This is a genomic window from Xanthobacter oligotrophicus, assembly GCF_008364685.1.
Taxonomy (GTDB): Bacteria; Pseudomonadota; Alphaproteobacteria; order Rhizobiales; family Xanthobacteraceae; genus Xanthobacter; species Xanthobacter oligotrophicus.
Genome location: NZ_VTTL01000003.1, coordinates 442,530 through 464,245, shown reverse-complemented (window position 1 = coordinate 464,245; position 21,716 = coordinate 442,530). Strand labels below are relative to the sequence as shown.

The 21,716-nt window shown below is 67.4% G+C and carries 17 protein-coding genes, 1 tRNA gene and 2 pseudogenes; 8 read left to right on the top strand and 12 right to left on the bottom strand.

Annotated elements, in window-relative coordinates; translation table 11 throughout:
- Positions 1-929: 929 nt before the first annotated feature.
- From FZ033_RS06965 to FZ033_RS24600, 4 genes and pseudogenes are all read left to right on the top strand, one after another.
- On the top strand, positions 930-2,819 hold the full coding sequence (locus FZ033_RS06965) for a DUF3363 domain-containing protein (RefSeq protein ID WP_232847357.1): 1,890 nt from the start codon (positions 930-932) through the stop codon (positions 2,817-2,819).
- Positions 2,820-3,147: 328 nt separating this feature from the next.
- Entirely contained in the window at positions 3,148-3,372 is a 225-nt protein-coding gene (locus FZ033_RS06960) for an antitoxin MazE family protein (RefSeq protein WP_149575407.1), read from the top strand.
- Positions 3,369-3,722: a type II toxin-antitoxin system PemK/MazF family toxin gene (locus FZ033_RS06955; protein ID WP_149575406.1), complete on the top strand. Its 354-nt coding sequence runs from the start codon at positions 3,369-3,371 to the stop codon at positions 3,720-3,722. The genes FZ033_RS06960 and FZ033_RS06955 overlap by 4 nt, the downstream gene beginning before the upstream one ends.
- A 471-nt stretch (positions 3,723-4,193) precedes the next feature.
- Positions 4,194-4,607 (top strand): annotated as a pseudogene (locus FZ033_RS24600) (recombinase family protein); the annotation flags it as partial.
- Positions 4,608-4,634: 27 nt separating this feature from the next.
- Here the strand turns inward: FZ033_RS24600 and FZ033_RS24595 are convergent.
- Positions 4,635-4,913: a hypothetical protein gene (locus FZ033_RS24595; RefSeq protein ID WP_331251169.1), complete on the bottom strand. Its 279-nt coding sequence runs from the start codon at positions 4,911-4,913 to the stop codon at positions 4,635-4,637.
- Here FZ033_RS24595 and FZ033_RS24590 point away from each other — a divergent pair.
- Positions 4,800-5,243 (top strand): annotated as a pseudogene (locus tag FZ033_RS24590) (recombinase family protein); the annotation flags it as partial. The gene FZ033_RS24595 and the pseudogene FZ033_RS24590 overlap by 114 nt on opposite strands.
- On the opposite strand, the gene FZ033_RS24585 reads toward FZ033_RS24590, so the two are convergent.
- The 3 genes from FZ033_RS24585 to FZ033_RS06935 form a co-directional block, all read right to left on the bottom strand.
- The gene (locus FZ033_RS24585) at positions 5,181-5,705 is read right to left on the bottom strand and encodes a hypothetical protein (RefSeq protein ID WP_331251168.1); all 525 of its coding nucleotides are present in this window, start codon (positions 5,703-5,705) and stop codon (positions 5,181-5,183) included. The pseudogene FZ033_RS24590 and the gene FZ033_RS24585 overlap by 63 nt on opposite strands.
- 93 nt (positions 5,706-5,798) lie before the next feature.
- Positions 5,799-5,874, bottom strand: a tRNA-Glu gene (locus tag FZ033_RS06940).
- 43 nt (positions 5,875-5,917) lie between these two features.
- Positions 5,918-6,616: a YggS family pyridoxal phosphate-dependent enzyme gene (locus FZ033_RS06935; protein WP_149575404.1), complete on the bottom strand. Its 699-nt coding sequence runs from the start codon at positions 6,614-6,616 to the stop codon at positions 5,918-5,920.
- A 212-nt stretch (positions 6,617-6,828) separates the two neighbouring features.
- On the opposite strand from FZ033_RS06935, the gene FZ033_RS06930 reads away from it, so the two are divergent.
- Positions 6,829-8,493, top strand: coding sequence for a sensor domain-containing diguanylate cyclase (locus FZ033_RS06930; protein WP_149575403.1), 1,665 nt, complete (start codon positions 6,829-6,831; stop codon positions 8,491-8,493).
- A gap of 30 nt (positions 8,494-8,523) precedes the next feature.
- Here the strand turns inward: FZ033_RS06930 and FZ033_RS06925 are convergent, their stop codons facing one another.
- The 4 genes from FZ033_RS06925 to FZ033_RS06910 form a co-directional block, all read right to left on the bottom strand.
- Positions 8,524-9,363, bottom strand: coding sequence for a C40 family peptidase (locus FZ033_RS06925; protein ID WP_149575402.1), 840 nt, complete (start codon positions 9,361-9,363; stop codon positions 8,524-8,526).
- A gap of 111 nt (positions 9,364-9,474) precedes the next feature.
- A complete protein-coding gene (locus FZ033_RS06920) occupies positions 9,475-10,842 on the bottom strand; it encodes a leucyl aminopeptidase family protein (protein ID WP_149575401.1) in 1,368 nt (455 codons plus the stop codon).
- Between the two features lie 193 nt (positions 10,843-11,035).
- A complete protein-coding gene (locus FZ033_RS06915; RefSeq protein WP_149575400.1) occupies positions 11,036-11,512 on the bottom strand; it encodes an A24 family peptidase in 477 nt (158 codons plus the stop codon).
- Between the two features lie 20 nt (positions 11,513-11,532).
- Complete coding sequence (locus FZ033_RS06910) at positions 11,533-11,697, bottom strand: Flp family type IVb pilin (protein ID WP_011995941.1); 165 nt, start codon at positions 11,695-11,697, stop codon at positions 11,533-11,535.
- 537 nt (positions 11,698-12,234) lie between these two features.
- Here FZ033_RS06910 and FZ033_RS06905 point away from each other — a divergent pair.
- Both FZ033_RS06905 and FZ033_RS06900 read left to right on the top strand, forming a co-directional pair.
- On the top strand, positions 12,235-15,039 hold the full coding sequence (locus tag FZ033_RS06905; RefSeq protein ID WP_149575399.1) for a [protein-PII] uridylyltransferase: 2,805 nt from the start codon (positions 12,235-12,237) through the stop codon (positions 15,037-15,039).
- A 104-nt stretch (positions 15,040-15,143) separates the two neighbouring features.
- Positions 15,144-16,124: a phosphotransferase enzyme family protein gene (locus tag FZ033_RS06900; RefSeq protein ID WP_232847356.1), complete on the top strand. Its 981-nt coding sequence runs from the start codon at positions 15,144-15,146 to the stop codon at positions 16,122-16,124.
- A gap of 22 nt (positions 16,125-16,146) precedes the next feature.
- On the opposite strand, the gene FZ033_RS06895 is transcribed toward FZ033_RS06900, so the two are convergent.
- From FZ033_RS06895 to FZ033_RS06880, 4 genes are all read right to left on the bottom strand, one after another.
- A complete protein-coding gene (locus FZ033_RS06895; RefSeq protein ID WP_149575397.1) occupies positions 16,147-16,623 on the bottom strand; it encodes a ferritin-like domain-containing protein in 477 nt (158 codons plus the stop codon).
- Between the two features lie 255 nt (positions 16,624-16,878).
- Complete coding sequence (gene pnp / locus FZ033_RS06890) at positions 16,879-19,071, bottom strand: polyribonucleotide nucleotidyltransferase (protein ID WP_149575396.1); 2,193 nt, start codon at positions 19,069-19,071, stop codon at positions 16,879-16,881.
- A 281-nt stretch (positions 19,072-19,352) separates the two neighbouring features.
- Positions 19,353-19,622: a 30S ribosomal protein S15 gene (gene rpsO / locus FZ033_RS06885; protein WP_149575395.1), complete on the bottom strand. Its 270-nt coding sequence runs from the start codon at positions 19,620-19,622 to the stop codon at positions 19,353-19,355.
- Positions 19,623-20,060: 438 nt separating this feature from the next.
- The gene (locus FZ033_RS06880) at positions 20,061-21,656 is read right to left on the bottom strand and encodes an ABC transporter substrate-binding protein (RefSeq protein WP_149575394.1); all 1,596 of its coding nucleotides are present in this window, start codon (positions 21,654-21,656) and stop codon (positions 20,061-20,063) included.
- Positions 21,657-21,716: the final 60 nt, after the last annotated feature.

Genomic DNA, 21,716 nt, shown 5'->3' with positions numbered 1-21,716 from the left:
TGCAACCCGGTCCAGGACGGACCATATCGAGAACAGAGTCCAGTTATGAACGAGGGCAAATAGGGGGCAACGTCAGGGTCTATCACAGGCGCTACTACCGGGTGCAGCCTGTAGGGATCTATCGAGTGAATCAGGTCGCGTGGATGAAATTTGCCTTGGGGCCGTGTGAGCGATTCCGAGTCAGGGTTGACGCTGGAAATGCGTACCGATGGCGGCCTAATTGCAAATCTACGGCAACAAGGTCGCCATTCTAACACCTGTTCGACTGCAGGGCGGTGGCGTGATTTTCAACGCTCCAACAGCGTGTGGGCAACACCATCGGCTCGGATTTGGCGCAACTCGGCGGCAAGTATTGTGTCGCTCATTTTCGGCAGACCTTTCACGCATGATTCCTAATATGCATGACATAGAGGGTCAGGTTGGGTGAGAAAATAACAGCTGAAGAATACGGCAAGATAAAGCGGATTTTCAATCCGCGCTCGCCTTGCTCGCAAGGCCTTGTCTGCACATTGTTTTCTGTTCCAGAAAACGCGGGATTCGGTCATCTTGCAGGGTGCGCTGCTGCTCCTTTGCCTCAGAATATGATTTTGTATGAGTATGTTGAGGTGTTTCTTTTAAGAGGTGTCCATCGAATTTTCAACGCCACGGCAAGTTTTTCTACGCTATACTACGATAACCGAATTTGAAGGCTTGAATGCCTCGAATTCACTGCCAATCCTGCCCTCATGGCAGACCGGGACGACAATGATTTCCGTATCCGCGCGGGGCGGCCGCGCGCCAAAGGCACGCGCGCCCACCCGCGGGCACAGTCCTTCCTGAACCAGGTCCAGGCCGCCGCGCGCAAGGCCGGCGGAACGGCGTCTCATGGCGATGGTCCGCCCGGGAAGGGAAGCGGGCGGTTCAATGCCCGCGGGCGCGGCGCCAGGGTGGTGGCCGGTTTCCCGGCGGAGGGGCGGGGCCAGGACAAAGGCGGTCCACGCTTCCGGTCCCGCCGCGTGGTGGTGAAGGCCCGCATCGTCAGGCTCAACCCCCGGCGCGGGGCATCGGGCATGCGCGGCACCGCCCGCACTGCCATGGATGCCCATCTGCGCTATCTGGAACGCGACGGGGTCACGCGGGAGGGCGAGAAGGGCCGGGCCTATTCCGCGTTGGAGGACGAGGCGGACGGCCGCGCCTTCGTTGAACGGGGACGCGACGACCGCCACCAGTTCCGCTTCATCGTCGCACCCGAGGATGCCGTCGAGCTGGGCGACCTCAAGACCTTCACCCGCGACCTCATGCGCCAGATGGAGCAGGACCTCGACACTCGGCTCGACTGGATCGCCGTCGATCACCACAACACCGGCCATCCCCACACCCACATCCTCGTGCGGGGCGTACTCGATGATGGCCGCATCCTGAACATCGCCGGCGACTACATCGCCCAAGGCATCTGCCACCGGGCGCAGGAACTGGTGACTCTGGAGCTCGGGCCGCAGACCGAGCTGGACGTGGCCCAGAAGCTCCGGCGGGAGGTGGAGGCCGAGCGGCTGACCCGGCTCGATCGGATGCTCCTCGCCGAGCAGGAGGGGCGGGGCATCGTCGACCTTCGCCCCGATGCTTCCGACAGCTATACGGTGCGGGCCAATCGTCACTTGCTGGTGGACCGGGCGAAGCGGCTGGAGCGCTACGGCCTCGCCGAGGAAGTCGAGCCCGCCCGCTGGCGGCTGAAGGCAGATACGGAGCGCACGCTGCGCGACCTCGGCACCCGAAACGAGATCGTCGCGACCATGCAGCGCGCACTGGTTGACCACGGGCTCGCCGAGGAGCGGGGGGCGGATCGCTACGTCATCCATGGCCAGACCGTCACCGAGCCCATCGTCGGACGGGTGCTGGCCAAGGGCCTTGCCGCTGGCGACGAGATGGGCGACCGGATGCACCTCGTCATCGACGCCGTGGATGGACGCACCCACTATGTGGAGATGGCGGACGCCACCCGGCTGGACGAGATCGGACGGGGGCACATCGTTGCGCTCGATCCTATGCCGGTCAAAGCCGAGCCGCGGGCGGCGGACCTCAACATTCACGACCTTGCAGAACGCTCGGGCGGCATCTACCGACCGAGCGTGCATCTGGAGGCCGCCCGCCCGGAGATCGAGCGGATCAAGGGCGATCCGGAAGCCTACGTCCGCTCCCATGTGCGCCGGCTCGAGGCGCTCCGCCGAGCTGGCCATGTGGAGCGCATCGACGCCGACCACTGGAAGATTCCCGCCGACATCGCCGAACGGGGCATGGCCTATGATGCGCGGGATCGGGCGAAGGACTTCTCCGTCCGCACGCTCTCGACCCTCAACCTTGAGAACCAGGTCAGCAGCGACGGGGCGACCTGGCTTGACCGGGAGCTGGCCTCGCGCGAGCGGACGCCGCTGGCCGAGGCGGGGTTCGGCCGGGAGGTGAGCGAGGCGATGGAGAGGCGGCGGCAAAGCCTCGTCGATCAGGGGCACGCGGTCCGTCTGGAGGACGGGGCGGTTCGGGCTCCGCGGGACATCCTTGCGCGTCTGGAGCGCGCCGAAATCACGCGCGTCGGTCGCGAGATGGCGGCGGAGCGGGGATTGGCCTTCGTCGAGGTCAAGGCCGGCGAATATGTCAGCGGCAAGCTCACCGGCTCCGCCAACCTCGCCTCCGGGCGCTTCGCCATGATCGACGACGGCATGGGCTTCCAGCTCGTGCCGTGGCAACCCACAATCGAGAAACGTATCGGGCAGCACGTCACCGGTACCGTGCGCGACGACGGCGGCATCGAGTGGAGCTTCGGACGCAAACGCGGGCTCGGGCTGTGACAGGTTTCCCCGAAACCGCCGCGCTGCGGGAAGCCTTTTCTGCTCGCAAACAGGGGGCCAGACCTGAGCCAGCCCCTCAAGGCCGAGCCGCTTCGCGGTGGCGCGTGCCGCGCCAGCCTTGACCGGCTGGCTCATGCCCGGCAAAGGCTCGGCAAGCAGAGAAGGCGAGTTGGGAGCGCGAGCGCTCCGTGCGAAATGGCGAAGGGATCGAACGGCGTTCGGGGGAGTGTAGGCTCAGATTGGGAGCGGGCGGTCCGCTTTCCGGAAGCACTGGTTGCAGGCGGGTCCTCCTGCTAGGTTACATGTAACCATGGCGAGGTCCAATCACATGCCCACGGCATCGACGCCCAAGTCCTCCCGCGTGAAGGTCCGGGATTATCGCGCGCGTCTGCGGTCCCAGGGCTTGCGACCCATCCAGATCTGGGTGCCCGACGTGCGCGCGCCGTCCTTCCGGTCGGAGGCGCATCGCCAGTCGCTGGCCGTCGCGACGAGCCCCCATGCCGGTGAGGATCAGGCCTTCATCGATGCGGTATCGGATTGGGGTGATGAATGAGGCGGGGCGACATCTGGACCGTGGCCGGCGGCAAGGACTATGCGGGCAAGCCGCGTCCCGTCGTCATCGTGCAGGATGATACCTTTGACGCCACGGATTCGATCACCATCTGCGCCTTCACCACCGACGAGACCGAGGCGCCACTGTTTCGTCTTCCCGTGGCGCCCAACGAACGCAACGGGCTCAGGACCACGTGCCGCCTGATGGTGGACAAGATCACGACCGTCCCGAAATCCAAGGTCGGGACACGCATCGGACGGCTGGACGATGAGGATGTCCTGCGCCTCAACCGGGCCATCGTGGTCTTCCTTGGACTGGCCGCATCTTCCGGAACGAAGCGGCGGTCATAGAACCGGCGTAAGCAGTCCTCGCCCGCTATAGCTTCTCCGCTACGCTTCTCTCTTTCCGTATCGGATAAGTATTTTCGCGCTGCTCTACGAGATCGTAGCCGGGCGTAAAATTAGGCTATTCTTGAACTTGCCCGATGGCGTGATCCTGCGAGCATGCTCCGCTCGCGCCCTCTTCGTCGAAGGAAGACACAAACCATCGCGTCCTGCGAAGGGCTGATCCCGTCTTCTGGTTCTACCGATGTGCCACGCTCGAAAGGATCGAATTCCGGCATCGGAGGGTGCGGAAAATCTCTGAAACGCCTTGCGCCGCAAGACTCGCATGCGCATGATTCGGGCGTCTGGCACGTCACCGACGATTGGCCTTCGACCGTTCCGATCACCGCCGATGAAGTCGATGTGATCGAAGCCTTCCTGCGGCAGGCGATCGACACGCTTCTGAAGTGACGGCACCGAAGCGAGGGAAGTCCGGCCATGAATGTGACCCTGCCTGTTGCGAGCCGCGCCGCGCTCTATCTCAGGGTTTCCACCACCCGGCAGGCCGAGGTCGATCTCTCCATCCCCGACCAGCGCCTTCAGACCGCCGCCTATTGCCAGCGGCAGGGCTGGCCGGTCCTCGCTGAATATGTCGAGCCCGGCGCCTCCGCCATGGACGACAACCGGCACGAGTTCCAGCGGATGATCGAGCGGGCGTGCGACGACGATCATCCATTCGATGTCGTCGTCGTCCACAGCTTCAGCCGCTTCTTCCGCGATGCCTTCGGGCTGGAGATGTACATCCGCCGCCTCGCCAAGCACGGCGTGCGGCTCGTTTCCATCACCCAGGAACTCGGGGACGATCCCGCCCAGGTGATGATGCGGCAGGTCATCGCCCTGTTCGACGAATACCAGTCCCGCGAGAATGCCAAGCATGTCCTACGCGCCATGAAGGAGAACGCACGTCAGGGCTTCTACAACGGGGCGCGCCTGCCGCTCGGCTTCACCCTCGAAGAGGTGGAGAAGCGTGGCCACCGCACCAAGAAGCGGATTGTCGTCGATCCCGTCGAAGCCGAACTCGTCCGGCTCATGTTCGATCTTTATCTGCAGGGCGACGGATCGTCCGGCCCCATGGGCATCAAGGAGATCACCAAGCACCTCAACGCCAGGGGCTATCGCACCCGGCTCGGCGCGAGGTTCGGTGTCGGCACGGTACACGGCATCCTGACCAACACCGTCTATGTGGGGGCGTGGAGCTTCAACAAGCGCAACGCCAAGACCGGGCAGGTGAAGCCCCAGACCGAGGTCATCCCCATCTCCGTTCCGGCCATGATCGACCGCACCATCTTCGACAAGGTGCAGAAGACCTTGAAGGCTAAGAGCCCGCAGAACAGTCCGCCTCGGGCCATCACCGGCCCAATCTTACTGACTGGCCTTGCCTATTGTGCGTCCTGCGGCTGCGCCATGACTCTGCGCACCGGCACGTCAAAGACCGGGAGGGTCTATCGCTACTACAATTGCTCGTCCTCTGCCCGCGTGGGCGAGGCAGCCTGCAAGGGCCGCTCGGTCCCCATGGACAAGCTCGACCGGCTGGTGACCGAGCATGTGGCTGAGCGCATTCTTCTCCCCGAACGACTGGAGGCCTTGCTCCAGTCCGTTGCCGACCGGCGCCTGAAGGCCGATGCCGAGGTCCAGGGCCGGATCGAGGACTTGCGCCGTGAATCTGGAGCGGCGGAAGACAAGCTCCGGCGGCTCTATGAACTGGTGGAGGATGGTCTCACCGACCTCGACGATATGCTGAAGGAGCGCATTGCAGCGCTCAAGTCCGACCGCGACCGGACGAAGTCCGCCTTGGAGCGGATCACGAACCGGGGTGTAGCCGGGCGGCTGGGCCCGGACCGGATCGCTCGTTTCGGCCAGCTCATGCACACCAACATCACCGAAGGTACGGTACCGTTCCGCAAGGCCTATCTGCGATCTCTGATCGACGCCGTGGAGGTCGATGACCACGTCATCCGCATCCACGGTTCAAAGACAGTGCTGGAACGAGCCGTACTCGCCGATCAGGCCACCCATCCGGGGGTTCGCGGCTTTGTACGCAAGTGGCGCTCCCAAGGGGAATCGAACCCCTGTTTTCGCCGTGAGAGGGCGACGTCCTAGACCGCTAGACGATGGGAGCATCTCGCGAGAGGGGTGCTCTATAGCGGCGTTCGGCGGGGACTTCAAGCCTCATTGGGCAAGGATCTGTGGCCAAAGATGGCGCTGCCCACACGCACGTGCGTCGCGCCCTGGCGGATCGCGGCCGGAAAGTCGGCGCTCATGCCCATGGAAAGGCCCGAAACGCCGTTGCGCGCGGCGATCTTGGCCAGCAGCGCGAAATGCGGGTCGGGCACCTCTATCGCCGGTGGAATGCACATCAGGCCGAAGATCTCCAGCCCGTGTTGCTCCCGGCACTCGGCGATGAAGGCGTCCGCCGCTTCCGGCAGAACGCCGGCTTTCTGCGGCTCGGCCCCGGTGTTCACCTGCACGAACAGGCGCGGGCGGCGGCCCTGGCGGGCCATCTCCTCGGCCAGCGCGATGGCGATCTTGGGCCGGTCCACCGTGTGGATCACATCGAACAGCGCCACCGCCTCGCGCGCCTTGTTGGACTGGAGCGGCCCGATGAGATGCAGCTCCATGCCCGGATGCACCGCACACAGCGCGGGCCACTTGCCCTGGGCTTCCTGCACCCGGTTCTCGCCGAACACCCGCTGGCCGGCGGCGATGACCGGCACGATCTCGGGGGCCGGGAAGGTCTTGGAGACGGCCACCAGCGTCACGGCGGCCGAATCGCGCCCGGCGTCGCGGCAGGCGGACAGGATCTCTCCGCGCACCGCGTGAAGACCTGACGCCGCGTCCCGCGCTTCGGCTTGCGTGTTCATGATACCTCGACCTCTCCCCGGGTGCAGCCTTGAAGCGCCGATACCACTGCGCTTGAAGAAAATGCGATAGACAAAAGAGACGGGGCGCCGCCGCCCCCGCGAGACCTGTCCATCCGGCAGCAGATGGACCGATCTCCCCATCTGATCAAGAAGCGTTTACAACACACTTGGCGACGGTTTCGAAAATCCGTCCGCGGGGGGCGTGGCCGAGCATGGTCGAGCGTAGCGGCGAAGAGGCGCCAGTCGCTTCGAGACGGCTTTCCAGCCTGCGCCTGCGCATTCTTTTTCTCATCTGCCTGGTTGCCGTGCCGCTCTCCGTGGAGCGCATCATGGCCCTCTTCGCGGATCGGCAGGACCAGATCCAGTCCCTGGAGGACGACGTGCGCGACCTGGTCCGCCGCGCCACGCTGGCCCAGCTCGAAGGGCTGACGCGGGCCCGCACCGTGCTCGACGTGGTGTCGCGGCAGGCGGAGGACCTACTGGAGGACCTGAACGCCTGCATCCCCTTCGTCACCCGGCTCGCCGACGAGGTGGCCGGCATCCAGGGCGTCTTCATCGCCACCCCCGAGGGCGACGTGAAATGCGCCCACGCGCCGCTGGCCATGGGCGTCAACATCGCAGACCGGCCGTTTTTCCACGATGCCCTCGCTGCCGAGGACATGCTCATGACCGAGCTGTCCTTCTCACGGGTCAGCGGGCTCAATTCCGTGTTCATGCTGCGCACCGAGCGCGCGCCGGGCGGGAAGCCGCTGGCGGTGGCCGGCATCATCCTCGACCTGCAGTGGCTCTCGCGGATTGCCGCCGGCAGCGCCGTGGAGGTGGGCGCGATCGTGGATGTGGTGGGGGAGGGCGGCACGGTGCTGGTGCGCTATCCGACCCTGCCCGAGATCGTGGAGCACCGCTTTCCGGACCATCCGCTGACGCGCAAGATCATGGCCGCGAAGGAAGGTGTCGTCACCACCATCGGCTATGACGGGAAGGAGCGGATCTTCGCCTTCAACCGCTTCGAGGGGCTGGACCTGCGGGTGGTGGTGGGCATGGATACCGCCAAGGTCCTCACGCCCATCGACCGGAAGATCCAGACCACGGCGCTCGTGCATTTCGCGGCGCTGGCCTGCTTCCTGCTGGTGTCGTGGTTTGCCGCCGAGCGCATCATCATCACGCCCATCGCGCGGCTGACGCGCTCCGTCGCCGCCGTGGGCCGGGGCGAGGCCGACCATGTGAAGGACAACGACGTTACCGAGTTCGCCCCGCTGGTGCGGGCCTTCAACGAGATGGCCCGCCGCCTGTCCCAGCGCAACAGCGAGCTGCGCACCATGAACGGGCGCCTCGCCTCCCTCGCCCGCACCGACGGGCTCACGGGCCTCGCCAACCGCCGCACCTTCGACGTGCAATTCTCCCAGGACTGGGTGCGCGCCCGCGGCGATGGCGCGCCCCTGACCCTGGTGATGCTGGACGTGGACCACTTCAAGGCGTTCAACGATGCGCGCGGGCACCTGTCCGGCGACGAGGCTCTGCGCGGGGTGGCGCGCATGCTGTCGGCGGCGGCGACGGGGACGAGCCATCTGGTCGCCCGCTATGGCGGCGAGGAATTCATCGTTTTGATGTCCGGGGCGGACCTGGCGGCGGGCTTGGCGTTCGCGGAGGATGTCCGCCGCCTTTTGAGCGAGGTGGCCATCGCCCATCCGGCCTCGCCCCGCCGCCGCCTGACGGCCAGCTTCGGCGTGGCCAGCACCATTCCCACGCTGGAGGGCAGCCCCGACACGCTGGTGGCGGCAGCCGATGCCGCGCTTTACGAGGCCAAGCGCTCCGGGCGGGACCGTGTGGTCGCCCATGCCGACCTGTATGCCAGCGGGGCGAACGGCACCTTCCGCTAGATCGTGTCCGGTCCACCGGACCGGCCCGGCTCAGGCGAGCCGGCGGATGCTGCGCAGCTCCAGCCCGGCGGCCGAGATGCGCGCCAGCGCCTCGGCGAGGGGCTCGCGCGCTACAGCCATGTGGAAGGCGTTGGCGTGCAGCAGGGTGTCCGCCGCCTCGACGATGCCCACATGGCCCGGCCAGAACAGCAGGTCTCCGCGCCGGGGCTCCGCGTCGAGCGGCAGGGGGTCGCCGAGGGCGGCTTCCTGCATGTCGCTGTCGCGTGGGGCGGCAATGCCGGTGGCGGCGAGCGCGGTCTGCACCAGGCCGGAGCAGTCGAGGCCCAGGCTGGAGCGGCCGCCCCACAGATAGGGCACGCCCAGGAAGCGCGCGGCCACGGCGACGAAATCGCCTTCCCGTTCGGCGGGCTCGGCAAGATGCACGACGGGCAGGAAGCCGTCGGTCGTTACGGCGAAGCCGCCGCGAACCTCCCTCACCGCCACCTTGCTGCCCAGCACCAGCGCCTCGCGCGGCGGCAGCTTGATATCGGGGCCGGGGAACAGGAAGGTGCGCAGCGCACGCACCGTGTGGGTGGGTGCGCGACCCGGCGCGGCGAGGGCCTCCGTGGGCAGGTAGCCCACATAGCGGTCGGCCTCGAGCTGAACCCAGGACCAGCCCTCGGGATCGTCCTCGAACACGCGGACGGTCTCGCCGAACAGGGCCTGGGTTTCGAGCGGCGCGTCGCTGGCGGGGCGGCGCCGCAGCGGCGCCACCGGCACCGCCACGCGGCGCACCTCGCCCTCCACGTAGCGGGCGGCCTCCACCTGCCCCTTCAGGGCGGCGGCGGCGAGATCCGGGCGGGCCGGGGTGAGGCGGGGATCGTGCGGCATGGCGGGCCTTAGAGCGTTTTCGAGCGAAATGGGCACCGGTTCGCGTGAAGAAAACGCGTCAACCAGAGAGTCTAGAGCGATTTCCGTGAGCCAATGCGAACGGAAAACGCTCTAGCCGTAGCGCTCGGCCAGCAGCGCATCCAGGGCGCGGATGGTCTGGGCTTCGCCGCCCTCGGGGCGTCCGGGACGGGCGCCGGAATTCCAGGCGAACAGGTCGAGATGCAGCCAGGCGCGGGCCGCACCCACGAACTTCTCCAGGAACAGGGCGGCGGTGATGGCTCCGGCGAGGCCGCCGGAGGAGACGTTGTTGGTGTCGGCGATCTTGGAATCGAGCATGCCCTGGTAGGGCGCCCACAGGGGCAGGCGCCACAGGGGGTCGGCCTCCACCATGGCGTGGCGGGCAAGATCCGCGGCGAGGTCCTCGTCCTGGGTGAAGGCTGCCGGCAACTGCGGCCCCAGCGCCACCCGCGCCGCGCCGGTGAGGGTAGCGAAATCGATCACGAGGTCGGGCGCCTCCTCGTCGGCGAGGGCGAGGGCATCGGCGAGCACGAGCCGGCCCTCCGCGTCTGTGTTGCCGATTTCCACCGAGAGGCCCTTGCGGCTCTTCAGAATGTCGCCCGGCCGGAAGGCGGAGGCGGAGACCGAATTCTCCACGGCGGGAATCAGCACCCGCAGGTTCACCTTGGCCCCGCGCGACAGCAGGAGATGGGCAAGGCCCAGTGCATTGGCCGCACCGCCCATGTCCTTCTTCATCAGCAGCATGGCGGAGGAGGGCTTGAGGTCGAGGCCGCCGGTGTCGAAGGCGACGCCCTTGCCCACCAGCGTCACCTTGGGGTGGGCGGGATCGCCGGCGCGGATCTCCAGCAGGCGCGGCGCGCGGTCGGCGGCGCGGCCCACCGCATGGATCATGGGGAAATTCTCCGCCAGCAGCCGCTCGCCCGTCACCGAGCGGAAGGTGGCGCCGTGGCGGGCCGCGAGCGCGCGGGCGGCGTCTTCCAGCTCGGGCGGGCCGAGGTCGTTGGCGGGGGTGTTGACGAGGTCGCGGGTGAGGGTCACCGCCTCGACGGTGCGCACCAGGGCGTCGGCGTCCACCCCTTCGGGCAGCACGAGACGCACGTCGCGACCGGCGGCGGCCTTGTAGCGGGTGAAGCGGTAGGTGCCCAGCGCGAACGCCAGCGCGGCAAGGCGCGGGCTCGCCACCTCGCCTTCCAGCCGCCAGGCCCCGGCGGGCAGCAGCCCCGGCAGGGCGCCGGCGGCGAAGGCATCCGCCCGGGCCCCCGCCGCGACGCCGAACAGGGCGCCGGCCAGTCCCCCTTCGGCGGCGGGCACCAGCAGCAGCTTGCCGGCCTCGCCTCCGAAGCCGGCGGCCTCGGCGAAGCGGCGGGCCGTTTCCGGTACGGCGGCGGACGCGAAGGTCTCCTTGGTGACGCACCAGACGGGAAGGCTGAGGGACGAGGCGGGCGCAATGCAATCGAGCATGAATGAACTCCTGCGCGCCGGCGGGGCCGTGGATGCGCCGGCGCGGCGCGCGAAAGGACCTGTAGGCCAATGGGTAGAGCGCGATCCGCCAATATGGCAACGGTTTCGTTGCCCGCGCGGCGGCAAAATCGCCTTCACGCGGGGGGAGAGCGTGCGCGCCTGCCCCAACGTCGCCGTCAGCAACGGGGAGGGGTCAGCCGGTGCCGAGGAGGCTGGAGAAGGGATGCAGCAGCAGGCCGGCGCCGGCCAGGGCGACGCCGTAGGGGATGGTCTGGCGGGGAACGGCGATGATCCCGTCCGGCCGTTCCGCCGGACGGCGCATCGCAACGGCGGCGAGGGTCAGGAACCCGCCGATGAGGCCGCAGGCGAGCACGAACAGCGGCAGCTGCGCCGGGTCCATCCATAGCATCAGGACCCCCGCGAGCTTGGCGTCGCCCGCCCCCACCACATGTTCCGCGAATAGGGAAAAGCCCAGAGCCGTGACCGCCGCCGCCAGCAGCAGGCGCAGGGACAGGTCGGGTAGGGGGCTGAGGATGGCGAGGGCCGCGAAGCCGAGCAGCAGGGCGGCGATGACGGCATTGGGAATGATGCGGCGGGCGATATCCGTTCCGATGCAGGTGCATAGGGCGGTGGGATAGAGCCCGAGAAGAAGGAGTTCGGCCAACCGCATGGGTGCGCCTGTCCGCGCCGTCAGTTTCCGGCCGCGGCCGACGACGCCTGAAGCCGGGCGAAGGTGGCGGCGATCTGCACCAGGACGGTGACGATGGCGATGGAGAGGCCCGCGGCGATGAGCCCGTATTCGAGGGCGGTGGAGCCCTCTTCCTCCCTGATGAAGCGCCAGAACAATAGCTTCATGGCTTGAAAATCCGATGCCGCGCGGCAGATGCGCCGCGGTGAGGCCGACGCTAGGGGCGGCCCCTTGCGGGGAAGTAAAGAACGCCCCGGCCGCCGCCCCCGCGAGGCCTCCGGCTGATCTGAGGGTTAACGCTCCCCTCCCGCGCGCAACCTGCGGGCGGTGATATCCCGGCTTGGGAGCGCCCGCGGCGGCCGGGCGCGTTCGGGACGCTTCTCCCGCTCCGAAGTCGGACAAGGCACCAGCCGCGCTCGGGCAGGGTGAGGCGGGCAGGGCAGGGTGAGGCAGAAGGCGTCCGCCCTCCCGGCGGGTGGTGTTCTGCCCCGGTGCCTCGCTCCTTCCCCGCCCCTCTCCCGCAAGCGAGAGAGGGGGTAGCACGGCGGCTCGGGTGGAGAGGGGCTTCACCGCTCCGCGCCTCTGCCCCACATCGGCTCTTGCCGCGTTCCATCGATCCCCCGCCCACGGCCCCCTCGCGGGGCGGGTGGGTTTGCGCTAAAGGTATAGACTGCCGTTCTCTTCCTGCCTTCAGATCGCCGAGCATGCCCACAGTCCGCTCCCCAAAAGCCTCCCGCGTCATCGGCGAACCGTTCGAAGGCAGCAAGCTCCGGGTCGAGGCCCGCGAGATTGCCGTCGCCCACAAGGGCCGCGATCTCGACCTGCGCAATGCCGTCGTCGCCCGCCTCAAGAAGGCGTTGCACGACGGCCGCGCCGAGGCCGAGCGCCAGCTCAGGGAGGACGGCTGCGGGCGCTGCTGCTCCATGCGGCTCTCCGCCCTTCAGGACGCGGTGATCGCCACCGCCCACGAGGTGGCCACCAGCTTCCTCTATCCGGCCGACAATCCCTCGCGCTCCGAGCGCATGGCGGTGGCGGCGGTGGGCGGCTACGGCCGGGGCATGATGGCGCCGGGCTCCGACACCGACATCCTGTTCCTCCTCCCCTACAAGCAGACCGCCTGGGGCGAGAGCGTGGCCGAGGCCATGCTCTACATGCTGTGGGACCTCGGCCTGAAGGTGGGCCACGCCACCCGCTCGGTGGACGAGTGCCTGCGGCAGGCCCGCGCCGACTTCACCATCCGCACCTCCATCCTGGAAGCGCGCTTCATCGTCGGCGACAAGGGCCTGTTCGAGGACCTGGAGAAGCGCTTCGACAAAGAGGTGGTGGACGGCACCGGCGCCGAGTTCGTCGCCGCCAAGATGGCCGAGCGGGAGGAGCGGCTGCGCCGGTCCGGCCAGTCGCGCTACCTTGTCGAGCCGAACGTGAAGGAGAGCAAGGGCGGCCTCAGGGACCTGCACACCCTGTTCTGGATCGCCAAATACGTCTACCGGGTGCAGACCACCGACGAACTGGTGCAGAAGGGCGTGTTCACCCGCGAGGAGGCACGCCTCTTCACCAAGTGCGAGGACTTCCTGTGGTCGGTGCGTTGCCACCTCCACTTCCTCACCGGCCGCGCCGAGGACCGCCTGTCCTTCGACGTGCAGCGGGAGATGGCCCAGCGCCTGGGCTACACCGAGCATCCCGGCCAGCGCGACGTGGAACGCTTCATGAAGCATTATTTCCTCGTGGCGAAGGATGTGGGCGACCTCACCGCCATCCTCTCCGCCGCGCTGGAGGCGCGCCACGACAAGCCGGTGCCGGGCCTGAAGGGTATGGTGGAGCGCTTCCGCGCCGGCTCACGCCGCATCACCCTGAAGGAGACGCCGGACTTCATCCTCGATCATGACCGGCTGAACGTCATCGACGATCAGGCCTTCAAGCGGGACCCGGTCAACCTCATCCGCATCTTCCAGGTGGCGGACAAGCGCAACCTCGCGCTCCATCCGGACGCAACCCAGCTTGCCGCCCGCTCCCTCGCGCTGATCGATGCCGGCGTGCGCGAGAATCCGGAAGCCAACCGGCTGTTCCTGGAGATCGTCACCTCGAAGAACGCGCCGGAGACTGTGCTGCGGCGCATGAACGAGGTGGGCGTGCTCGGCCGCTTCCTGCCGGAGTTCGGCAAGATCGTCGCCATGATGCAGTTCAACATGTACCACCACTATACGGTGGACGAGCACCTGTTGCGCTGCATCGGCGTGTTGTCGGAGATCGAGCGCAAGGTGAATCCGGAGAACGGGCTCGCCAACGACCTCATGGGCACGGTGAAGAACCGCAATTTGCTCTATGTGGCGCTGCTGCTGCACGATATCGCCAAGGGCCGGCCCGAAGACCATTCGGTGGCGGGGGCGCGCATCGCCCGGCGCATCTGCCCGCGCCTCGGCCTGTCGCCGGTGGAGACCGAGACCGTGGTGTGGCTGGTGGAGCAGCACCTCGTCATGTCGCAGGTGGCCCAGTCCCGCGACCTGTCCGACCGCAAGACCATCGAGAATTTCGCGTCCGTGGTGCAGAACCTGGAACGCATGAAGCTGCTCACCATCCTCACCACGGCCGACATCAAGGCGGTGGGGCCGGGCACCTGGAACGGCTGGAAGGCCCAGCTGCTGAAGACGCTTTATTACGAGACCGAGCCGGTGCTCACCGGCGGCTTCTCGGAAGTGGACCGGGGCAAGCGCGTGTCCGCCGCCCAGTCCCAGTTCCGCGCCTCTCTCGCCGACTGGTCGGACGAGAAGGTGGCGGCCTATGTGGCACGCCATTATCCGCCCTACTGGCTGCGGGTGGACCTCGATACCAAGCTGCGCCACGCCCGCTTCATCGACGAGGCGGAGACCGCCGGCCGCTCCATCGCCACCCACGCGACGCTGGAGGCCGGGCGCGGCATCACCACCCTCACGGTGGTGGCGCCGGACCATCCCAAGCTCCTGTCCATCATCGCCGGCGCGTGCGCGGCGGCGGGGGCGAACATCGTGGACGCCCACATCTCTACCACCACCGACGGGCTGGCGCTGGACACCATCGCCCTGCGGCGCGCCTTCGATCGCGACGAGGACGAACTGCGCCGCGCCGGCCGTATCCAGGAGGCGGTGGAGCAGGCCCTCACCGGCGAGGTGCGCCTGCCGGAGGTGATGGCCCGCAAGATCCCCAAGGGCCGCCGCACCTTCACGGTGGAGCCCGAGGTGACGGTGAACAACGCCTGGTCCAACCGCCACACGGTGGTGGAGGTCTCCGGCCTCGACCGGCCGGGCCTGCTGTTCGCGCTGACCAACACCTTGTCGCGGCTGAACCTCAACATCGCCTCGGCCCATGTGGCGACCTTCGGCGAGCGGGCGGTGGACGTGTTCTACGTCACCGACCTCATGGGTGCCAAGATCACCGGTGCGGCGCGGCAGTCCACCATCCGCCGGGCGCTGGTGGCGGTGTTCGAAGGCCCCGCCGAGGACGAGGAAGCCCCCCGCCGCGCCGCGCGGGGGTAGGGCGGTTTTGGACTGCGGCATGGCTGATGGGTGATGCGTCGCCGGGCGCCATCCGCGCCCGGCCGTGCTATAGGCTCCGCCCGCAAATGCGAGGGGCCGGGCGGGTGCTGTATGACGCCGACTATCTGACGCGGATCGAGCACATCATCCGCGCCCATCTTCCTACGTGGGGACTGCCGCCCGACGCGGCCCTGAGCCTGCTCTCCATTTCCGAGAATGCCACCTTCCGCGCCACCGCCGACGCGGGTGATCTGGTGCTGCGCGTCTACCGGCCGGGCTACCACACGCCGGCGGAAATCCGCTCCGAGCTGGCCTGGATCGCGGCGCTCAGGGCCGACGACATCGTGCCCACCCCCCGCATCATCCCGACACTGGACGGGCGCCTGCTCGCCGAGATCGACGATGGCGGCACGCCCCGCCGCATGGCCGCCTTCGCCTTCGTGCCCGGCGCCGAGCCGCAGGAGGGCGCGGGCCTGCCGCGCTGGTTCGGCCATCTCGGCGCCATCCATGCGCGCCTGCATGCCCATGCGCGACGCTGGGCCCGGCCGCAAGGCTTCACCCGCAAGGTGTGGGATTTCGAGAGCATGCTGGGGTCGCGCCCGCTATGGGGCGATTTCCGCGCGGCGCTGGGCCTCGACGCGCCGGGCCGCGCGCTGCTGGAGCGCACCGCAGGCGTGCTGAAGGACCGGCTTGGGCCCTTGTCACAGCCCGGCAGCTTCGGCCTCATCCATGCCGACCTGCGCCTCGCCAACCTGCTGACGGAGGGGGACACGCTGACGCTGATCGATTTCGACGATTGCGGCTTCTCGTGGTTCCTCTACGACTTCGCCGCGGCCGTCTCCTTCATCGAGCATTCGCCGGTGGTGCCAGAGCTGAAGGCGGCGTGGCTCGACGGCTACCGCGCGCTCGCACCCCTGCCCGCCGATGCGGAAGCCGCGCTCGACGTGTTCGTGATGCTGCGCCGGATGCTGCTCACCGCCTGGGTCGCCTCCCATGCCGAGACGCCGACTGCGCAGGCCATGGGGGAAGCCTACACGCAGGGCACGCTGGCGCTGGCGGAGGGATTCCTGGCGCGGGAAGGCTGAGGCCCGCCCGGCCCCGGGCACGTCATTCCGCGGGAAGGCGCGTTCCTGCGGCGTGGGCGGCGATCCATTTGTGGATCTCCTGGACGTGCTCGGATTCCTCCTCGAAGAACTCCTTCGCGAGGGCCCGGATTTCAGGGTCTGCCGTCGTCTCGAAAATCGTCTTGTAATATTGGCGGCTTGCCTCCTCGGCGTCGCGCGCGATTTCAAGCGCCTGTCCGTGACCGATGAAGGGATCGGCCGCCCAGATTCCCGCCGTTTCCGGGCTCTCCAGGTCGGGCCACGCGAATTCGGCCGGCTTCAGATCGGGGATGTCGCGGAACTTGGCGCGCGCGCGGGCATCGGCGAGATGCAGCCGCGAATAGTCGGACAAGCGGCGGAAAAGTGCTGCGACATCCGTGTTTCCGCAGCTGAGCATCACATCGGCAAGCTCGCCGAACCGGATGGCGGCTTCTTCCTCGAGCTTGACGGCATAGGCCAGAAATTCTTCGACCGTATCCAAAGTATCACCTTCCGACTGAAATGATTACAAGGCACGCCCGCTCCGGGGAGCGTATAGCCAAAGCAATGGCAAACATAACTTCGCCAATCTATCGCAAGCGCCGGCCTGCCTTTTTGACATAGGTCATTTGCGGCGAAATTCGCCGTTGCGCCCGAAAGCGGGCCGCGTCGGTCGAAAACGGCGATGGTCCCGCGGCGCCAAGCAAAAAGGGCGGCCTCGCGGCCGCCCTTTCCATGTCTCATGTGACCCGGAGGATCACTCGGCAGCGCCGGCCTCGTCGCCGGTGGCGGCCGGGGCGGCGGCGCGGGCGGCATCGCGCTCGGCCTTGGCCTTGGCTTCCAGGTCTTCGCCGGTGGCCTGGTCCACCACCTTCATGGACAGGCGGGTCTTGCCGCGCTCGTCGAAGCCCATGAGCTTGACCTTGACCTTGTCGCCTTCCTTGACCACGTCGGAGGGCTTGGCCACGCGCTCGTTGGCCATCTGCGACACGTGGACGAGGCCGTCCTTGGAGCCGAAGAAGTTCACGAAGGCGCCGAAGTCCACCACCTTCACCACGGTGCCTTCATAGATCTGGCCTACTTCCGGCTCGGAAGCGATGGACTTGATCCAGTTGATGGCGGCCTTGATGGCGTCGCCCGAGGCCGAGGCGATCTTGATGGTGCCGTCGTCCTCGATGTTGATCTTGGCGCCGGTCTTCTCGACGATCTCGCGGATCACCTTGCCGCCGGAGCCGATCACTTCGCGGATCTTGTCCACGGCGATCTTCATCACCTCGATGCGCGGGGCGTGCTCGCCGAGTTCCGCGCGGGCGGTGGTGAGGGCCTTCGACATCTCGCCGAGGATGTGGACGCGGCCGTCCTTCGCCTGGGTGAGGGCGACCTTCATGATCTCCTCGGTGATGCCGGCGATCTTGATGTCCATCTGGAGCGAGGTCACGCCCTGCTCGGTGCCGGCCACCTTGAAGTCCATGTCGCCGAGGTGGTCCTCGTCGCCGAGGATGTCGGAGAGCACGGCGAACTTCTCACCCTCGAGGATGAGGCCCATGGCGATGCCCGCCACCGGGCGGCGCAGCGGCACGCCCGCATCCATCAGCGCCAGCGAGGTGCCGCAGACGGTGGCCATGGAGGACGAGCCGTTGGACTCGAGGATCTCCGACACCACGCGCAGGGTGTAGGGGAACTCGTGCTTGGCCGGCAGCATGGGGTGGATGGCGCGCCAGGCGAGCTTGCCGTGGCCGATCTCGCGGCGGCCGGGGGAGCCCATGCGGCCGGTCTCGCCCACGGAGAAGGGCGGGAAGTTGTAGTGCAGCAGGAAGTGCTCCTTGTAGGTGCCTTCCAGGCTGTCGATGAACTGCTCGTCCTCGCCGGTGCCCAGCGTCGCCACCACGAGGGCCTGGGTCTCGCCGCGGGTGAACAGGGCGGAGCCGTGGGCGCGGGGCAGGATGCCCACTTCCGACACGATGGGGCGCACGGTGTAGACGTCGCGGCCGTCGATGCGGATGCCCTCGTCGAGGATGCTCCAACGCACGATATTGGCCTCGAGCGCCTTGAACACGTCGGAGATCACCTGGGCGGTGGGCACCTTGGTGCCGTCGAGGGCCAGTTCCTCGTAATACTTCTTCACCTTGGACTTGGCGGCGCCGACGGCGGCGTAGCGGTCCTGCTTCTGCTTGATCTTGTAGGCGGAGCGCAGGTCGCTCTCGGCGATCTCGCGGACCTTGGCCTCCACCTCGGAGACATCGGCCGGCTGGAAGTTGCGCGGCTCCTTGGCGGCCTTCTCGGCCAGCTTGATGATGGCCTCGATCACCGGCTGGAAGTGGCGGTGGCCGAACATTACGGCGCCGAGCATGATCTCCTCGGGCAGCTCTTTCGCTTCCGATTCCACCATGAGCACGGCATCGCCCGTGCCGGCGACCACGAGCTCGAGCGCGCTTTCCTTCACCTCGTCCACGGACGGGTTGAGCACGTACTCGTTGTCGATGAAGCCCACGCGCGCGGCGCCCACGGGGCCCATGAAGGGCACGCCGGACAGGGTGAGGGCGGCGGAGGCGGCGACCAGGGCGACCACGTCGGGGTCGTTCTCCAGGTCATGCGCCAGCACGGTGATGACCACCTGGGTGTCGCACTTGTAGCCCTCGGGGAACAGCGGGCGGATCGGGCGGTCGATGAGGCGGGAGACCAGGGTCTCCTTCTCGCTCGGACGCCCCTCACGCTTGAAATAGCCGCCGGGGATGCGGCCCGCGGCGTAGGTCTTTTCCTGGTAGTTCACGGTCAGGGGGAAGAAGTCCTGGCCGGGCTTGGGCTCCTTGGCGGAGACCACGGTGGCGAGCACCTTGGTGTCGCCGTAGGTGGCGAGCACCGAGCCGTCGGCCTGGCGGGCCATCTTGCCGGTCTCGAGGGTGAGGGTGCGGCCACCCCAGTCCAGCTCTTCGCGATGGATGTCGAACATGTGTGTTCTTTCTTGATTCAGGCGCGACGCAGGCAAGCCATGAGCAAGACGGCCGGACGCGCCGCGCGAAGCTGCTCCCTCAAGAGGAGGCTCCGACGGTTGCGTCCGGCGATCCTGCCATGACCTGTCCTTCGTGCGCGGACCCGCAGCCGGCCCCATGCCCGCTGCGTAAAGCACACCTTTGCAAGGCGCGCACGGCGCCGGCCCTCCATGGGCCGGGCCGCTCCTGAACCCGACTGCCCCGGTCTTCCACCGGTGCCAGGCGGGTCTTTCTCACCGCGTCAGCGGCGGATGCCGAGACGCTCGATGAGGGACTTGTAGCGCCCTTCGTCCTTGCGCTTCAGATAGTCGAGAAGGCTGCGGCGCTGGGACACGAGCTTCAGCAGCCCGCGGCGCGAATGGTTGTCCTTGTGATGGGACTTGAAGTGACCGGTGAGGTTCGTGATCCGCTCGGTGAGGATCGCCACCTGCACTTCCGGCGAACCCGTGTCGCCGTCCTTCGCGCCAAAATCCTTGATCAGCGCCTGCTTGCGCTCTGCTGTGATCGACATCGGTCCATCCTTTCAAACGAGAGTGGGGTGGAAGCCCTTGGGATGAGCCACCGGGTTGCCGGATGGCCGTTCGGGCTTCCGCTCGGCCGGGCCGGGATGTCGTCCAGCACGGTCGAGGCAAAACGCGGACGGCGGCGCCTTTCGGCACCGTCCGCGCGGCGGACTATATCCAGTTTTCCCCGTGAAACCAGAGGAATGTTTCCGGGCGGCTGTGTCCCGGCCCAGCGACGGCGGCGCCGGAGCGCCGAGCCGGGATCCAGCGCAAGAGTCCTGCGCAGCAGGCAACTGCAAGTCCTGGCGGTCGAGTTGGAAGCGCCTTCGGCTGACTCTTGCGCTGTGCCCCGGCTCTCCTTCCGCTGACGCTTCAGTCGGCCGGGGCACGCGGGTCGCCGGGTACAACGGGACCCCTCCCCCGCGGAAGGGGGAGGGGGAGCTGGCTCACTGCACTCCGATGGTGGTCAGGTCCTGGAACCAGTGCTGGGCCTGCACGAAGCTCTTCACCTTGGGCGAGAGCGCGTGCGGGTTGGTGTCGTGCACCACCCACACCAGCACGGCGTCGTCCACCACGGTCTGGTGCACCTGGGCCAGCAGCGCGTCCTGCTGCTTTGTGTCGAAGGTGTGCTTGGCCTCGTCGATCAGGGCGTCCACCTTGGGGTTGGCATAGAAGCCCCAGTTGACGCCCACCGGCGCCACCTGCCGCGAGTCGAAGAAGCGGATGAGGGCGTAAAGCGGGTCCGAGGTCACATAGGCGATGTTGTTGGCGGTGATGCCCGCGTTCATCGGGTCCTTCGCCCCCTTGCGCCAGGCGGTGTAGAGCGCTTCCAGCTCCACCACCTTGAACTCCACGTCGACGCCGATCTCCTTGAAGCTCGCCTGCAGGAACTCGTTCATGGGTAGGGAGAGCATCTGGCCGGTGCCGCCGGCGGCGATGATGAAGGTGGCCTTCAGCGGCTTCTCCGGGGAATAGCCGGCTTCCTTCACCAGCTTCTTGGCGGCCTCGGGATCATACTTGAGGTCGAAGTCCGGCTTGCCGAACCACGGGCTGGAAACGTCCACCTGGCCCTTGGCGGGCTTGGCGAGGCCGTTCATCAGCTCCACCACGCCGTCGCGGTCCACCGCGAGGTTGAGGGCCTTGCGCAGGCGCGCGTCGGTCCAGGGCGAGCCGGGCAGCACCGAGAGGTGGTAGTTCCACACGTGCGGAGTGACATTGGTGACGATCTTCATGCCCGCCGACTTGAGCTGGGGCACGGCATCGGGGGCAGGGGTCTCGATCAGGTCCACCTGGCCGGCGAGCAGCGCGTTGGTGCGGGTCAGCGCCTCCGGCATGGGGATGAGGATCATGCGGTCGGTCTTGGGCAGGCGGGTCTTGTCCCAATAGTCGGAGTTCTTGACCAGCTCCAGCCGCTCGCGGGGCACCAGCTTGTCCTGCTTGAACGGCCCGGTGCCGGAGGGGCTCTGGGCGAACTTGTCCCAGTCGCGGCCGAGCTTCTCATACTGGGCGGGGCTGGAGACCAGGAACCACAGCATCTGGTAGGGGAAGAAGCTGTCTACGTCCTTGGTGGTGATCTCGACGGTATTATCGTCGATCTTCTTCCAGGAGGCGACGCCCGGCAGGCGGGTCTTCACCTGGGCGGACTGGCGCTTGTCGAAGTGGGGCGCCTTCTCGTCCAGCACCTTGTCGAGATTCCACACCACCGCGTCGGCGTTGAAATCGCTGCCGTCGTGGAACTTCACGCCCTTGCGCAGGGTGAACAGCCACTTCTTCTGGTCGGTGGGGTCCACCTTCCATTCGGTGGCGAGGCCCGGCACCAGCTTGCCGGGGCGGTCGGCCACGTTCATTTCCCACGCCACCAGCGGGTCGTAGAGGGTGTAGCCGGTGAATTGATAGGCACCTGCCCCACGATCAGGCTGTCCCGTGGTCTGGGGAATGTCAGCCATGGAGATGCCGTAGCGGACCACGCTTTCAGCCCGGGCCGGGGCCGCCAGTGCAACGGCGGCGAAAAAAGCAGCGGCTAGGGAATGTCGAAACGCCATGAAAACGTCCTTCCGTGGAGAGCCCCCACGGAAGGAACGCAAGACGCATGCCGCATTGTA